This window comes from Rahnella sp. CJA17(1/100) (genome assembly GCF_963881615.1).
Classification (GTDB): Bacteria; Pseudomonadota; Gammaproteobacteria; order Enterobacterales; family Enterobacteriaceae; genus Rahnella; species Rahnella aceris.
In genome coordinates, this window is record NZ_CAWOJA010000002.1 from 35220 (window position 1) to 51375 (window position 16156).

12 protein-coding genes are annotated in these 16156 nt (G+C 52.4%); 5 read left to right on the forward strand and 7 right to left on the reverse strand.

Annotated elements, in window-relative coordinates; all coding sequences use genetic code 11:
* Nucleotides 1–4: 4 nt before the first annotated feature.
* From AACU55_RS01090 to AACU55_RS01115, 6 genes are all read right to left on the reverse strand, one after another.
* Complete coding sequence (locus AACU55_RS01090; RefSeq protein WP_013576520.1) at nt 5–526, reverse strand: cupin domain-containing protein; 522 nt, start codon at nt 524–526, stop codon at nt 5–7.
* 33 nt (nt 527–559) lie between these two features.
* Nucleotides 560–913, reverse strand: a complete 354-nt coding sequence (locus AACU55_RS01095) for a hypothetical protein (RefSeq protein WP_037037007.1) — start codon at nt 911–913, stop codon at nt 560–562.
* 28 nt (nt 914–941) lie between these two features.
* The gene (locus tag AACU55_RS01100) at nt 942–2018 is read right to left on the reverse strand and encodes a diguanylate cyclase (RefSeq protein ID WP_037037005.1); all 1077 of its coding nucleotides are present in this window, start codon (nt 2016–2018) and stop codon (nt 942–944) included.
* Nucleotides 2019–2292: 274 nt separating this feature from the next.
* On the reverse strand, nt 2293–2688 hold the full coding sequence (locus AACU55_RS01105) for a (R)-mandelonitrile lyase (protein WP_015690278.1): 396 nt from the start codon (nt 2686–2688) through the stop codon (nt 2293–2295).
* A gap of 351 nt (nt 2689–3039) precedes the next feature.
* A complete protein-coding gene (locus AACU55_RS01110) occupies nt 3040–3594 on the reverse strand; it encodes a sugar O-acetyltransferase (RefSeq protein WP_037037002.1) in 555 nt (184 codons plus the stop codon).
* Nucleotides 3595–3642: 48 nt separating this feature from the next.
* Nucleotides 3643–5085 carry a sugar porter family MFS transporter gene (locus AACU55_RS01115; RefSeq protein ID WP_255425171.1) on the reverse strand — a complete coding sequence of 481 codons (1443 nt, stop codon included), beginning with the start codon at nt 5083–5085 and terminating at the stop codon, nt 3643–3645.
* A gap of 496 nt (nt 5086–5581) precedes the next feature.
* Between AACU55_RS01115 and AACU55_RS01120 the strand changes: the two genes are divergently transcribed.
* Entirely contained in the window at nt 5582–5911 is a 330-nt protein-coding gene (locus AACU55_RS01120) for a hypothetical protein (RefSeq protein ID WP_134706518.1), read from the forward strand.
* A 172-nt stretch (nt 5912–6083) separates the two neighbouring features.
* Entirely contained in the window at nt 6084–6797 is a 714-nt protein-coding gene (locus AACU55_RS01125; RefSeq protein WP_013576527.1) for a DUF2461 domain-containing protein, read from the forward strand.
* Between the two features lie 741 nt (nt 6798–7538).
* Here AACU55_RS01125 and AACU55_RS01130 read toward each other — a convergent pair.
* Nucleotides 7539–8318: a HalD/BesD family halogenase gene (locus AACU55_RS01130; protein WP_037037486.1), complete on the reverse strand. Its 780-nt coding sequence runs from the start codon at nt 8316–8318 to the stop codon at nt 7539–7541.
* Nucleotides 8319–8661: 343 nt separating this feature from the next.
* On the opposite strand from AACU55_RS01130, the gene AACU55_RS01135 reads away from it, so the two are divergent.
* The 3 genes from AACU55_RS01135 to AACU55_RS01145 all read left to right on the forward strand — a co-directional run bounded on the left by AACU55_RS01135 (nt 8662) and on the right by AACU55_RS01145 (nt 16064).
* Nucleotides 8662–13218: a two-partner secretion domain-containing protein gene (locus AACU55_RS01135; RefSeq protein WP_134706519.1), complete on the forward strand. Its 4557-nt coding sequence runs from the start codon at nt 8662–8664 to the stop codon at nt 13216–13218.
* Between the two features lie 3 nt (nt 13219–13221).
* Nucleotides 13222–14880, forward strand: a complete 1659-nt coding sequence (locus tag AACU55_RS01140; protein ID WP_134706520.1) for a ShlB/FhaC/HecB family hemolysin secretion/activation protein — start codon at nt 13222–13224, stop codon at nt 14878–14880.
* Between the two features lie 536 nt (nt 14881–15416).
* Complete coding sequence (locus tag AACU55_RS01145; RefSeq protein WP_037036989.1) at nt 15417–16064, forward strand: phosphatase PAP2 family protein; 648 nt, start codon at nt 15417–15419, stop codon at nt 16062–16064.
* Nucleotides 16065–16156: the final 92 nt, after the last annotated feature.

Here is a 16156-nt window from a genome sequence, read left to right on the forward strand (position 1 = left end):
GCATTCAACTGACCGGCTTTTTCTTTTGTTCACGTCGCTGATCCGAAATGCCGTCGTGATCACCAAATTGTTGCTCAGGTACATCCACCCAGCGGTCTTTGCGCGTCGCTTCATATTCCTGATTCAGAGGGTAATAAATCCGGTTTTCCGGCTTATTTGCCTCCCCCACCACCAGCAGCCGCACTTCCTCATCGCTGTTATTAATGAAGGTGTGACAGATACCGGTGCCGTGCGGAAAGGCCACGGCATCGCCCGGTTTCAGCGGATGCAGATGGCCGTTAATCCACGCGTCAGGATACCCTTCCAGCACGTACACAAATTCATCTTCCGCACTTTCTGCGTGGGCGTAACAGGTACGACGCCCCGGTAATAAACGTTCGTGATGAATACCAATTTTCGTCAGGCCCAGCGCTCTGCCGAGCGGTGCGCCAATCGACATCAGTTCATCATCGCCGGGATAATTGCCGTCGTCTGGACCTTCCAGCTCGGTCCAGTGTCGGATAAAATCAGGTCTTTCCTTGCTCATAAAATCTCCGGATAACATTGCCGATAGTCAATTTTAGTACAGCGAAGGCGACTTCTGCTGTATTGAGTACGGACTTTGCGTCTGCGCAATATTTTTAGGCAGACAGGCAAATCTTATGTGTACCTTCTCGCCGTCGTTGCTTTCACCCAGCGTCTGGAATTTGCCGCTACAAAAATCGAAGATCTTTTTGTAGGTATCCGCGCGACGCTGCCGCTCAAGGATTGAAAACACGGATGTCGTATAACTTGCTTCGCCCTGCGTAAACGACGGGTCAAAATTGGCCGGGCGATAAGTCGCATCGCCAACCGGTTTATCGATAGATGAACAGCCTGCCAGCAAACCTGCGGCGACGGCCGCAGCGACCCACATTATGGTGATATTTTTCATTACTCATCCCGGAAAACGTTAACGTTATTCAGTGTAGCTGAGCAGAAGTATCTGTCCTGCTCACGCTGCCAATACTGTTTTTGCCATTTTGTTTCACATTCACCAATGCCCGTTCGGCAGCCGCCAGCCACTGGTTATAATCTTCATGATTGCGGGATGTCGCCACGCCGATACTCAGCGAACACTGGAAACCGGAATCCTGCGATAAGCGGATTTCTGAGGTTTTCAGTAATAACCGGTAACCCACGGCATACGCTTCTTCTTCGGAAACCCCCGGCAGGATCACCACAAATTCATCGCCCCCCAGAATAGCCGGGAAATCATTTTGCCCGGTTTCCTGCCGTAAAATCGCTGACACCGAGCGCAACACATAATCCCCCGCTTCGCGCCCGAACAAATCATTCACCATTTTCAGGTCATCAACGCCCAGCACCATCAGGCAGGATAAATCATGTTTTGCGCGTTCAAACTCCAGCATCAGCCGCCGGTCGAGTAACCGCCTGTTAGGCAAACCGAGAAAAGGATCCATCAGGGCGGCTTTTTCCAGCTCGTGTTGTTTATCCCGCAGCTTTCTGGAAATGGAATAATTCGCTGCACTGAAAGCAATAATATAAATCGTGGAAAGCGGCAACGTCAGCCACAACGTCCGGTCAGTGACGGTGAAATAAAACGTCATTCCCGACAACAGCCAGCAGACAATAAAACCGGCGCAATAAAACAGCGCAGCGCGGCGCAGCAACTGCCAGCCACCGGCGGAAAAACGGTCAGCGATGAGAATAGCCGTAATAATGGCCGACGGCAGCGGACAAACGCCCATCAGCGCAACCCAGGCTCCCCCCGCGATGGCATCAAATGCCAGATTTCGGAATTCCGCCTGATTAGGGTGATTTGAGCGTTGTGAAATCAGCATAGCGACATGCGGCCAGACAAAGGCATTCAGCGCCAGCAGGCTGATGGCGATCCAGGAAGCATTGCGTTCAAGAAGGACAGAAAACACAGGAAAAAAGCAGAGAAAAGTGCCAAGTATCCGCATTAAGTACATTCGCCGTAAGAAGCGCTCTGAGCGCTCACGGACGAGACTTTCACCTGGAGAATAATATGGCATACGGGAAACGGCTCTTGAGTTGATTTCTATTTATATTAGTCGAGTTACTTATCTCAGAGCTACTGAAAGCGATAATTTTAATGCGCCGAACAACGGGGGTTTTTAGCGTTAAATAAGAAAGGTTAATGGTTAACCAGAGAATTTAGGATAAAAATTCGGAAATACAGAAATAACTGTATCGATTTTATGCAGTCACAATATATTGCCACAAAAAAGGCGGCTTTTACGCCGCCCTTTTGAGCAAAGGTTATATAAATTCCACCGGGACAGGTGATTACTTACTGTACTGCGCGTCCGTCACCTTTTCCATCCACTCAACCGGACTGCCGTTCAGGGACTCGGCAATCGCGATGTGCGTCATGGCATTCTCCGGGGTCGCGCCGTGCCAGTGTTTCACCCCTTCCGGGATCCACACGATATCGCCCACATTCATTTCGCGAATTTCGCCGCCCTCCTCCTGCAACCAGCCACGGCCTTGTGTGATGATCAACGTCTGACCCAGCGGATGCGTGTGCCAGGCGGTACGCGCACCCGGTTCAAAGGTCACGATCGCGCCACCGACACGGGCAGAGGCAGTGCCGCTGAACGGCGAGTCGATACGCACCTTGCCGGTGAAGTAATTTTCCGGACCGTTTTGTGAAGGGACAGAACCGCTTTTGGTAATTTTCATTTTATCAGTCATTTCATTCTCCGACTGGGGGACTGCTGCTGGAAAGTTCGTCATGTCATAAACAATAGCGCCGTTCGTTTATGACGACCAGAGGGCAAAATATGAAAGGAGCTATGAGATAAATTCATAAATCAGCACGCGCGGCAGGACAGCGATATAAAAATAACAATAAAGATCACGATTTGATCACAATCATCTCTAAAAAATGGACACTTATTTCAGGAAGATAATTAATTGATTTTATTTAGATTTTGTCTCATTCTGTTCGCACTTTAAGAAATATTGTATTTTTTGCATTTGCAGCCCGCCTCAGAGCGGGCTTTTTTATGTCGGAGAGACGGTCAGTAAACATTACGTCAGTTTCCGCACCACCTTGCAGGGGTTTCCACAGGCAACCACGCCCGCTGGCACCGGTCGCGTGACCACACTTCCGGCGCCAATCGTGCAACCATCGCCAAGGGTCACGCCGGGCAAAATCACGCATCCGCCGCCAATCCAGACATCGTTGCCAATAGTGACTGGCCGGGCGCTGCCAATATGTTCACGACGTAAATCAATATCCAGCGGATGCTGTGCGGTATAAATTTGCACATCAGGACCGATAAAAACGTTATTCCCTATTGTGACCGGCGCGCAATCAAGTAACACAAAATTAAAATTGATGAAAACATTATTGCCGATTCGGGTATTTATGCCGTAATCAATGCGCATGCCTTTTTCAAAATGGACATTGCTGCCCACTTCCCCAAATATTTCCCTGATCAGGGCGTCTTTCTCCGCCGTCTGACGGGCGCTCAGCGCATTAAATCCATCCACTTTATCGCGGGTTTGATAACGAATTTCACGTAATTCGTTATCATTAATATGGTAATCCAGCCCGCTGGTCATTTTGAGTAAGTCGCGCATCAACTGTTCCCTGATATTGTTCACATCCACAATGAATCACCGGCGTGTTTACTGCCCGATATCGCGCAGTTTTTTTCCGGACATAAGGTTTCTTTCTATTTGCTCCAGCGTGACGTTTTTCGTTTCCGGTATCAGGATGAAAGTGATCACCACGAACACCACGTTCAGCGCGGTGTACAGCCAGAATGTCCCTGCTGCACCGATATTGTCCATCAGCGTCAGGAAAGTAGCGCCGATAATCATGTTCGAAATCCAGTTGGTGGTGGTCGAACAGGTGATACCAAAATCACGGCTTTTCAGCGGCTGAATTTCAGAGCACAGGATCCATACCACCGGCGCCGCACTCATGGCGTAACCGGCAATGCACATCATGGTCATACCGACCGACAGCCAGGAAAGCGCGGCACCGGCCGTGCCCTGATTGAATTGCTGAAGACAATATCCCAGCACCAGCGTGCCGAGCGCAATCACGCTAAAGCCAATTTTCAGTGCCGGTTTGCGTCCCGCTTTATCAACCATGCCGATGGCAATAAACGTCGCGAGCACAAACGTCAGACCGACAATAATCGTGGCGATCATCTGCTGGCGTGTACTGGTAAATCCCGCCAGATTAAAAATCTTCGGCGCGTAATACATGATGATATTCATGCCGGTAAACTGCTGCATCGCCTGCAACAACATGCCTAAGCCGACGGCCCGGCGCACATTACTGTTGGCTTTAAATAATTCCCATCCGCCCTGTTTCAGTTTCAGGCTTTCACGGATTTCATTCAGTTCCTGGCGGGCCTTTTCCGAGGTATCGCGCAGCATTCTCAGCACACGCTCGGCCTCAATATGCTGCCCTTTGGCGGCCAGCCAGCGCGGGCTGTTTGGTAAAAAACACACCGCAATCATCAGCACAAACGCCGGAATCGCCAGCACGCCCAGCATTGCGCGCCAGTCACCGCTGCTGCTGAATGCGGTATCAGAAAGGAAAGCCAGCAAAATGCCGATCGTCACCATCAGCTGATACATGGCAATCATCTTGCCGCGAATGGTTTCTGACGCCATTTCAGACAGATACAGCGGTGCGGTGTAGGACGCAATGCCGACAGCAAAACCGAGGATCAGGCGCGACACCATCAGGATTTCAATGCTGGAAGCGAAGGCGGAGCCGAGAGAACCGAGAATAAACAACAGCGCTGCCGCCATCAGGCTGTATTTGCGCCCCAGCCGGAAAGAGAGCCAGCCATTGGCCAGCGCACCGAACGCTGCGCCGAGCATCATGATGCTGACAACCCATTCCTGCTGGCGGCTGCTCAGCACAAAATGCTCAGTAATAAAGGGAAGCGCACCAGAAATCACACCAATATCGAGACCGAATAACAGCCCCGCCATCGCCGCCGCAAAAGACACAAACAGGTTCATCACTTTGGTGTTTTTGAGCGAACTTTCAGTCAGTTTAACCACATCAGATGACGACATTTTTTTCTCCGGAAAGGGGGAATACAGCAACGGACATCAGAAAAAAATCATTCAGCCATTACGATAAGCACAAGTGCCCTGTGGGGTGAGAGCAGGAAAGGCACATATATACACAATCGTGCTGCACCGGACTTTCTGTGATCGGGATCACTGGGAAGAAGATGGCGGCGATATGGTGCAGGGGAATAAAAGTCAGGCAGAACCGATCCTTGCGAGATATCTTCCAAATCTGAATACAACTCCCTGTAAATGCATCCAGCCTGTTTCTTTGCTTCGGCAGCAGGAATAAAGTCTCCTTGCTGCGGCAAAATCCGCAACCGGAATTAGCGTTCCGATACTTACACGGCGAAATTATGTGATAATTTCGTGCGCTTTGATTCACCCCAAATAATGGTGGCTCAGGCAGGGGCTTCGCAAGAAGCATCGGATTCGTGTAAGCCGGTACGCTAACCCTGTCTGAGCTGCCACCCGAGTTTAGCGTCTCAGGTGGTCGTCTTTAACTTTCTTACACGAGATTTCTATCATGACGAACACCGAAACTGCTTTCTCTGAAAACTCAATCACCGTCTTCCGCTCACTGATCGCCGAGCTGGATTTCAGCCATTTCGAAGATGCTCAGCTTTACGATCTCAGCGCGCTGGCATCGGACTCTGCCGAAGGATTGTGCCACGGCCTGCTGTGCCTGAGCGAAGGGCTGGAGAATGGTGAGATATTACCGCCGGAAGGTATCCCGCAGGTCAGCGCCTATCTCAAGGCGACCGCGCATTTATTACCCGTATTGTTTGAGCTGAGTGAACGGGCGAATGACAGCTTAGGGAAAGCGGGAAACGTGAGTCCTGCTGCGATTAACTGACGGGTATCAGACATGAAAAGGCCCGCCGGACTGTTCTGGCGGGCTTTAAAGCGCCCACTCTCCCCACATCCTTTAATCCGGAAAATTTTTTACTTTTCAGTTTGCACTGAGTCGTGTCTGGCGTCAGGATTTACCCTGATTCCCCATTGGCAGTGATAAAGGCTTATCGATAATGACGACTCAGACACCTAAAACGCCGGTTGCGGCAGGGACAATTTTTAGCGCAGCCGGTCTGCAATTTCTGAATAAACTCGCGCAAAACAACACCCGGGACTGGTTTAAGGCTAATCAGGACGAATACGAGAATACGCTGAGAACGCCCGCGCTGCGCTTTATCGAGCAAATGCAGCCAGAGATTATTGCCATTTCTCCGAGACTGACTGCCGTCGCGAAAAAAGTGGGGGGCAGCCTGATGCGCCCGCAGCGCGACAGCCGGTTCAGCAAAGATAAAACGCCGTATAAAACCAATGTCGGCATTCAGTTTCGTCATTTCCAGGGCAAAGATGTACACGCGCCCGGCCTCTATCTGCACATCGCCGAAGACGGTTGTTTTATTGCGGCAGGGATCTGGCACCCGGAATCAAAAGCGTTAAACGCGATTCGCGCCTGTATTGATGAGAACCCGAATGCCTATCAGAAAGCGCTCAAGACATTGCACGATAACGGGTTTGTGATGGATGGCGACAGTCTGAGTCGTCCGCCAAGAGGCTACGACAAAAACCACCCGCTGTTAGCTGAATTAAAACGCAAAGATTTTATCGCGATTAAAAACATCGCCTTTGAGGATCTGTGCAAGCCAGATGTTATTGATTTTTGCGCAGAGCAGTTCAGACATTGTGCGCCGTTGATGTCCTATCTGTGTTTTGCACTTGAGCTGGACTTCTGAAGCTGATGAGACGACAGGTTTACCCTGCCCGGTGAAGTGCGAAGCATTCTTGACACCTGAAACAGCCAAAATTATATTTTCACTGTCATGACAGCAACCGGCCAGAGGCCTCGTGGTTGAATGCGCTGGCCGGTTTGCTAAATCCCTTTCCCCTGACAGCATGTGTACTGTTGCGCTCAGGGCTGTGATGTTCTGCTCATTTCAACCCGGCTAGCGGACCGGGCTTTGGTGCGTGTAACCCACTACTCTCTAAGACCTTCTATCGCCTGACACAATGCATCATTAGGCTTACCTGTTATTGTCACAGCTGATTGTTGAACACGCTCTAAACGACTGGCAATTCTAGAGCGACTTATCTCTTCCCCATTCTGAGCAAGCATAAAGCAACATTCACCTACCATCCTGCACGCTTCTTCAAAAACGGGATTCAAAATCTCCATAAAACCTCCAAACGGACTAAAAAAACCCCCGTAGAGTAGCTGAAGATTTCAGAAAAAATTTTTCCATTAGAAAAATTAACAATCATCTCTGAATGCGCATCAAAACGGTTTTAGCTGACAACAGATCGTCTGCCAGACCCAGGCATTATTTTGCACTGACGAAAATCCCCCTGACAGGGTGAGTTCAATCGATGGCTGCAACTTGTTCAGCTTCGCACGCGGCAACGTTCAGTCGCGAACACGTTAGCCGATGATAAACATATTGCTGATTCGCTTTGTGTTGAATCAGAATCGCAGGCCGTTAAATCCGCCCGTAGAAGGTCATTCTGGCAGACTCAGACAACGAAATATCAGGCTGAGAATTGTAAGCCAAAACCACCAGCATGCGCGTGGTCTCCCCCTCCGTTGGAGTCACACGATGAATCGCATTCCGGCCGCGGAACAGCACCAAATCGCCTGCCTCAATGCCGAGTTTTTTCGGCTCAGTTTGCTTATCCAGTAATTTTTCCACGCCATCAAAATTCATGTCGCCAGCATCAGCGTCGCGTAAGTTCTCAACGTATTCAAACACACCGCCAGCCTGAGGTTTTTGAATCAGCAGGGTGATGGCAAAAGAGGAGTTATCGAAATGCCAGCCCAGCTCCTGGCCTTCGCTGGCGTAATGCAGGTTGATTGAAGAGAGTTTATCAGCGTAAGGATACAGTTGCGCCTCACCCAGCACCGCGCAAAGAAACGCACGAAACACTGGCGCGTTATACATTGCGCGCAGTGCCGAATCCTGCGGGATCTCTTCATCGGTAATACAGCCCTTTGAGGAGACAATCTGCCGATTTCTTGGATGCGAATCAGGCAGCCCGGCATCAGGTTTCAATAGATAAACATTATGATTATTGCTGGTGTAATAGGCCAGATGGCGATTTTCATCCCCCTCACGCTTAATCGCTTTCAGCGCAGCAGGATTAAGAAAGTCATGCAAGACCAGAACGCCCTTTTCATTCAGCGTCTGTTTACACTGGGAAAGAAAATTCGTATCCAATATCGGATTCGCCGCGAAATTTACGATCGTATCGAGTTCTTGCATCATTAATTCTCATGAATTATTCAGGGGGAAAATAGTCGCTTCTACTTTAACCAAGTCATTAATAGCTGGGAAATGAAAAATAGTGATCACATTATCGCCATGAATCCCCATTGAGGTAAGTTTGCAAGGGGTTTAGCCGCCTGATGTCTCTCCCTTTGACGCAACTCGCAAATATCATATTAAACATTTCTATTGATAAAGATTCTCCTCGTCCCTGCCGATATTTCTGATACAGGCGGAAGCACCGCCTCTCATTCCAATGTGCGCCAGCGATAGCACGGCCCCTGCCGCTAATACAGCTTAGTCAACATGCTTTCCTCCCCCCCTTATGAAAGGCGTACATATGAATTGCATCTTCAGCGTGATCTGGAACCACAGCCGTAATGCTTTTGTGGTCGTCAGTGAGCTGACCACTCGCCGTGGAAAACGCAGTGACGTCCGTGCGATTCAGGTCGATGATCATTCAACCCCAGTCAACGGCGCGATCACGCCGCCACCGTTTGCCATTGCCCTTATCTCATTCATTGTTTCATTCATGCCTGTTATCAGCATGGCCGCAGATTTGCCCACTGGCGGTAATGTCGTTCTCGGCAGCGGCCAGATTGGCGCGGCGGCCGATCATCAACTGACGATCAACCAGTCCGGCCAAAAAATGGCAATTGACTGGCAGAGTTTTAATATTGGCAAAGACAACAAAGTGACCTTTGTTCAGCCCGGCGCTGATTCGGTTGCCCTCAACCGGGTGATCGGTGCTGACGGCTCGAAGATCATGGGCCAACTCAACGCCAATGGCCGGGTGTTCTTAATCAACCCCAATGGCGTGCTGTTTGGTCAGGGCGCCTCCGTCAGTGTCGGCGGGTTGGTGGCTTCGACACTCAATATCTCGAACCAGGATTTTGCTAACGGCAAGTACAGGTTCAGGGGGGATGGCAGCAACGCCAGCGTCATCAACCAGGGCACGATTAACGCTGCCGACGGGGGAGCCGTGGTGTTACTCGGCGGCACCGTCAGCAACCAGGGCGTGATTGTTGCGAAGCAGGGTACCGTCGCATTGGCCGCCGGCAATGCGGTGACGCTGGACTTCGCAGGTGATGGCTTGCTTAACGTCCAGGTCGATGAAGCGACCAGGAATGCCTTGGTGGAAAACCGCCAGTTGATTCAGGCCGACGGTGGCCAGGTCATTATGACCGCGGCGGCCAGCAATGCGCTGCTCAGGACGGTGGTCAACAACACCGGTGTGATTGAAGCCCGAGGCTTGCAGAACAAGAACGGTAAGATTTCCCTCGGTGGCAGTGACAGCGGTCTGGTGCGCGTCGCCGGTACCCTGGATGCCTCTTCACCCCACGGCACGGGCGGCGCGATTCAAATCACCGGCCAGAACATTGCGCTCACATCCGCCACTCTGAATGTCTCAGGTGCCCGCGGTGGCGGCAGCATCAAGGTCGGCGGCGACGCTCAAGGCAAAGGCCCCCTGCCTAACGCACAAGGTGTCAGCGTGGATGCGGGCAGCAGCCTCAAGGCTGACGCCGGAACCACGGGAAAAGGCGGCAACATAGTCGTCTGGTCCAACGGAACGACCGTGGCCAAGGGCAATTTCTCGGCCAGGGGCGGCACGCAAAGCGGTGACGGAGGATCCGTAGAAACCTCCGGCCATCACGTTGACTTCACTGGCATCCAGGTGAACACCTCGGCGCCCCAAGGCAAAACGGGTAACTGGCGGGTGGATCCTGAAGACCTGAACGTTGATGACGCTTCAGCGGCCACGATCAACGCCGCTCTCCTGAACACCGACGTCACCCTGCAAACCACCGGCACCCTCACCTCCACGGCAACAGGCCTCGGTGATATTTCCGTTAATTCAGCCCTGAGCTGGAGTTCGCCAAACACCCTGACGCTGGACTCGTTCCACTCTATTGCGATCAATGCCAATGTCTCCGTCACCGGTGCAGGTGGCCTGGTGCTGGTGACAAATAACAACAGCAACGGTACCAGCAGTGGCAGCGGTGATCTCACGTTTGCCAAAGGCGTCTCGGCCAGTTTCACGGCACCGGAAGGCAGCGGGCAGCGTTTGAACATCAACGGTTCGGCTTACACGCTGGTTTACAGCATGGCCGACATCGACGGAATCGACGGGGATCCGGCTTCGTCTGGCGCAATTACAGACCAGACAGCGGCAGGCGGACTGGCAGGGCATTACGCCCTGGCCCGTAATCAGGATGCCAGTGGCGTCATATATACGAACGCACTCGTGGGGAGCAATTATGATTATGATTCGCCCTTCTCCGGCACCTTTGAAGGCCTGGGTCATACCCTATCGAATCTGACCATCACGGCTCCGGACGCAAACTACACGGGGCTGTTTGGCGACAATCAGGGGGCAACGGTTCGGGATCTGGGTGTAGTTAATGGCGCTATCAGCGGCGGATCTTACGTCGGCGGTATCGTCTCTATGAACCAGAGTTCCTCCTTTGTATTAAACAGCTATTTCAGCGGCACGGTGTCAACGTCATCCTCCGGCATAATGGTCGGGGGGATCGCCGGCTTTAATGGAAATAACTCGACGATTGCAAACAGCTATAGCATGGGCACGGTAACGGGCACCCGCTGGACAGGAGGAATAACGGGCTATAACGGCAGTGCCCTGGTGACAAACAGCCACAGCTCCAGCAACGTAAATGGCGGTAATGGTGACTACGTTGGCGGGGTCGTGGGCGCTAACGAAAGCGCCACTATCACTAACAGCTATAGCACCGGCAACGTGTCGGGCAATACACGTGTTGGCGGGGTAGCAGGCAACAGCTACCGGGGGTCGATTTCTGACAGCTACAATACGGGCAACATATCGGGCAACAGTTTTGTTGGCGGTGTTGTTGGCCTTAACGATACTGCCAGCTCCCTCGCCAATAGCTACAATTTCGGCAATGTCCAGGCTGACTATAATGTGGGCGGGGTCGCAGGCTATAACGACAGTGCTATTTTCTCCAGTTATTCCACCGGTCAGGTGCGGGGAGCGACGGGCAGTAACGCTGGCGGTGCTATTGGCTACAATCAAGCCAATAGCACGGTGACAAACGTTTACTGGAATAGCGTCACCAGTGGCAACACTGTCGGGATTGGCGGCGGCGTCACTTCCGGGGTCACCGGTTTAACCCTCGCACAGTTACAGGGCGTATTACCTTCTTATTTCGATAATACCGTTTGGGGCACAGCCAGCGGTCTTTATCCCTACTTGAAATCCCAATATCCGAACGGCACACCGCAAGCCATTTCCGGCTTCGCGCAAAACAGCGATGCGGCTGGCCAGGTCTCCACCGTGATTAACGGCCTGGTGGTCGGTACCTCCTCCATCGGCGCCGGAGGTTACTACTACAGTCTGCTCGCGCCCGGCACCCTGGCGAACACTGATGTGTTCACCTACGCGCAAAGCGGCGGCAATCTGGCTAATACCTTCACGCAGGGTGTGACGGGGACGACCAGTAACATCAATCTGACGGCTGACACGCTGGTACTGACGGGCAATGAAAACTCTCTGTCCTCGCTGCTGACAGATTTGAACGCGGCCAGCGGCAGCGCAGACAGCGCCCACAAGCTGTTTACCCTCGATGCCAGTGGTCTGAACGCCACTGGTAATGTGCAATTCACCCGGGCCGGGAGTTTCATTTTTGACCAATCCCTGAGCGCGGTCGGCAACAGCAACGTGAGCGTCGCAGGGGATTTGACCATCGCATTGGGCGAGCATGTCAGCGGGTCTGATGTGGTGTTATCCACCACGGGTGCCTTTATTAACAACGCGGGCAGTCATGCCGTTACCGCCTCAACTGTCGGCGGACACCACTGGGTGATTTATTCCAATACCCCCGCCACCGGTACTTTTGCCGGACTGAACAGCAACAATACTGCTATCTGGAATGCCGACATTAATACCCTTCCGGCGAGCTCCGTAACCGGTAACCGGTACGTGTTCCGCTATCAACCGACGGTCACCTACACCCCGGCAAATGTCAGCAAGACCTACGGTGACACGGCAGATGTCAGCTCTGCGTATACAACCTCTGGAGTGAGTGCCGGGGTTGCAGGAGCATTTGCAGCCGATACCCTGGCTAACGTGGTAGCGGGCACTTTAGCGATAGCTTCGACGGGAACAGCGGCTACTGCGGGTGCAGGCAGTTACGCCATCCTGGCAAGTCAGGGGACTTTAAGCGGTTTGCAGGGTTACCTGGTCGCACTTGCAAGCCACGGAAACTTAACTGTCAATGCCAGAAACATCACCGTGGCGGCCAGCAGTGGCAGCTCAACGTACGGCGCGACCCCTGTCCAGCCAGCCCTGAGCGCCATCGGCCTGGTCAACGGCCAGGATGTGTCGGTACTCAGCGGTTTGAGCAGCACAGGCATTAGCGGCACCACCAACGTCGGCACCCATGTGGTGCGCGTGGAGGGCGTCCTGACCAATGGCAATTACCGCGTGACTCAAACATCCGATGGCCAATGGATCGTCGCTCCCCGCGCCCTGGCCGTTATTGCTAACAACCTTGGCAAAATCGTCAACACCAGCGACCCGGCACTGACCTGGTTCACCAATGGAAATCTGGTTAACGGTGATCACCTCAACGGCAATCTGACGCGCAGTGCTGGCGAAACAGTCGGTCAGTACAGGATTGAACAAGGCTCGCTAAACAACAGCAATTACGCCATCGCTTTCACCGACGGTACGTTCAGCATCGGTGTAACGCCGCTAAACCAATTGCTCAGTTTGCTCAGTGCCCCCGAAAACGTAGCGGCGGTGACCACCCAACCTCTGCGTAAATTACCGACCCCCACCACGTCTCTGGCGGTGCAGTTGCCGTCCAACAGCCTCTATAGCGTAATTGAGCAAGGCTTGCGCCTTCCGGAAGGACTTTGATTTATGCGTATCCGTCTTACTCCCATTGCCCTGGCTCTCCTGACGTTAACTGCCAGTACGGCCCGGGCTGAAATTGTGCCGGACGCAGGTCAGTCGATCCGTGAGATCCAAACTAAACCGCCGGTTTTACCGCCGCGCCAGACGCTGGAACTGAACCTTCCCGACACGCCGGACATTCATCCGACTGCCCGCGGGCCAACGATGCAGGTTGCGCAATTCAGGTTGACAGGCAATCAGGCGATCAGCAGCGCCGATCTGCTGCCATTGCTGGCTGACCTGCAAAATCGCACGGTCAGCTTTGGTGAGTTGCAGGCTGCGGCCGGGCGTATCACCCTGTTTTATCGACAGAAAAATTACCCGCTGGCACGGGCTTATTTGCCGGCTCAGGACGTGGAGAATGGCGTCGTCACCATTGCCGTCCTCGAAGGTCATTTTGGCGAAGTGAAGCTTAATAACGCTTCGCGCATCAGCGACGGCACGTTGGCTGCGCCGCTCCGCGCGCTGAAAAACGGTGAAGCGGTGCGCGCCGGCCCTCTGGAACGCAGTCTGCTGCTGCTTCAGGAAATCCCCGGCGTTGAGGTCCGGTCCACGCTGAAACCCGGCACCGCCGTGGGTGCCAGCGACCTGGTGGTCGATGCCCGCTCGGCGCCGATGGTTTCGGGTCAGGTGGATCTGGACAACTATGGCAACCGCTTCACCGGTGAATACCGTCTGGGCAGTACGCTGAACCTCGCCAGCCCGTCAGGCATGGGTGATCAGGCCAGCATGCGGATCATGGGTTCTGATGAAGATCAGCATTACTTCCGGGCCGCGTATCAGTTGCCGATCGGTCCGTGGGCGACGCAAGCCGGTGTCGCTTACTCGTACATGAATTATCAGTTAGCCAGGAACTTTGACAATCTTGATGCTTCGGGTAACGCGAAGATTGCCAGCGTGTTTGTGCAGCAGCCACTGATTCGCCTCCGGGATTTCAGCCTGACTGCGCAACTGCAATTCGATGACAAACGCTTAAGAGATGACATCGATCTTTACGACTATAAAAGTCACAAACAGTCACATGTCGTGACTGCCAGTCTCAACGGCAACTCCCGCGACAATTTTTTGGGTGGCGGTTCGAATGCATTCTCGCTGGCCTGGAGCCAGGGCAACCTGACGCTGGATAACCCGCAAGACAAAGTGCTGGATGATCTCACAGCCAGGACTCGCGGCACCTTTCAGAAGATCAATCCTGGCATCGTGCGCCTGCAGCGCCTGACGGATCGGATCAGTCTTTATGGTCAGTTCCAGGGCCAATGGACTGACGGCAACCTTGATTCCTCTGAAAAAATCAGCCTCGGCGGCGCGTATGGCGTACGGGCTTATCCGGAAGGCGAAGCACAGGGTGACCAGGGATATGTGACCAGCGCCGAACTGCGATACGCACTGACCGAGATGGTGCAGTTGTTCACCTTCGTCGATCATGGCGAAGTACGGCTGAACAAAGACACCTGGGCTGACGGCGAAAATCACCGCAGCCTTTCTGCTACGGGTGTGGGCTCGACATTGTCTGCTGGCAACTGGCATCTGATGGCGGTCGCGGCATGGAAACTGGGTAATGCCGATGCACAAAGCGACACGGATCGCACGCCCCGGGTGTGGGCACAGGCTAGTCGTACGTTTTGAGGGGATGTTTACGATGCCAACTCATGTACCAACAGATAGTACTTGATGTCGGTTGATATAGGTAAAATCAGCTTGAACCATGAAGCGCTAAAACCTGCTAATTCACTGAATTTAATGCATAAAAATAGACGTCAGTTGACGTCTATTGACCTGAACCCTACAGGGCCCGAGCCTGTGACCTGCGGCTTAGAATCTCTAAGAACCATGCAATAAATCATTAACTTACCGCATATAGCCCCGCTCACACGTCCCAACATGCAGAAAGATGACAAGCGTTGTTTCGATCGCTTTCAAACGTTCAGACAAAGTAGCGATAAGTTCTGCCTGGTCTTCATTGCGTTTCTTTAATGCTTTTATCGCAGCGCCAGAATATGCGGCTGATACTCCAAGGGTGAGTTCACCCTACAGAAATAAATCGGGTTGCAGTCTGAAAATTAAATGAGAGAAGCTAATCCCTTTTGGTAAAAAAACCCTGCTGATACACTTACCGATTGATTCTTTTTAAAAATTTACTATTTATCGTCGAGGGCTACGTTTTGCTTTGGAATATCCTGACCTATTTTGGCGACAGCATGCTCATTTTGCCAACCGGAATAACCCTCGCTTTATTTATGTTATGGAAGGCTGACAACCCAGTCACAGCATTGATCTGGCTGATTATACTGGGTATTTCTGGCCTCGCGGTGAGCATCTCAAAGCTGTTGTTTCTCGCCTGGGGCATTGGCAGCAGTACATTTAATTTTACAGGCTTCAGCGGGCATACCACGATGTCAGCCACTTTATGGCCGGTCATGTTCTGGCTGATAGGCCAACGTTTTCAACCTGACGGACGCAGGCTGATGATTACTGCTGGGTATTTCATTGCCATTATGGTGGGTATCAGCCGGCTCGCACTGCATGCTCATTCCGTCAGCGAAGTGATCTCAGGATTTATTCTCGGCAGTCTTTGCAGCGTAATCTTTTTATATACACAACATGACCGCAACATGCGCTATTTCACATTCACTCCATTAGCTATTCTGCTTATTCTCCCTCTGTCACTGATGAGCTTTGGCAAGAAAGCACCCACACAGCAGCTTCTCGAACATATCGCTACGCAAATCACAGGCAAACAACCCTGGACGCGGGAAGAATATCGGCTTATGGCTGAGAAACCGGAAATCTCAAAAAGCGCGTGGAACTAAAGCAGGCGTGCTTACAGAAATGCCGGAGAAAGTGACAATGAAATTGGGGAGGATTAGGGACAAAGAAATGGATAAAAACCCGGTAATCATCG

Coding starts and splice junctions, on each gene's coding strand:
- AACU55_RS01090 (WP_013576520.1), bottom strand. CDS start 526: ATGAGCAAGGAAAGACCTGATTTTATCCGACACTGGACCGAGCTGGAA.
- AACU55_RS01130 (WP_037037486.1), bottom strand. CDS start 8,318: ATGCAAGAACTCGATACGATCGTAAATTTCGCGGCGAATCCGATATTG.
- AACU55_RS01120 (WP_134706518.1), top strand. CDS start 5,582: ATGACGAACACCGAAACTGCTTTCTCTGAAAACTCAATCACCGTCTTC.
- AACU55_RS01100 (WP_037037005.1), bottom strand. CDS start 2,018: ATGCCATATTATTCTCCAGGTGAAAGTCTCGTCCGTGAGCGCTCAGAG.
- AACU55_RS01125 (WP_013576527.1), top strand. CDS start 6,084: ATGACGACTCAGACACCTAAAACGCCGGTTGCGGCAGGGACAATTTTT.
- AACU55_RS01110 (WP_037037002.1), bottom strand. CDS start 3,594: ATGCGCGACTTACTCAAAATGACCAGCGGGCTGGATTACCATATTAAT.
- AACU55_RS01135 (WP_134706519.1), top strand. CDS start 8,662: ATGAATTGCATCTTCAGCGTGATCTGGAACCACAGCCGTAATGCTTTT.
- AACU55_RS01140 (WP_134706520.1), top strand. CDS start 13,222: ATGCGTATCCGTCTTACTCCCATTGCCCTGGCTCTCCTGACGTTAACT.
- AACU55_RS01095 (WP_037037007.1), bottom strand. CDS start 913: ATGAAAAATATCACCATAATGTGGGTCGCTGCGGCCGTCGCCGCAGGT.
- AACU55_RS01105 (WP_015690278.1), bottom strand. CDS start 2,688: ATGAAAATTACCAAAAGCGGTTCTGTCCCTTCACAAAACGGTCCGGAA.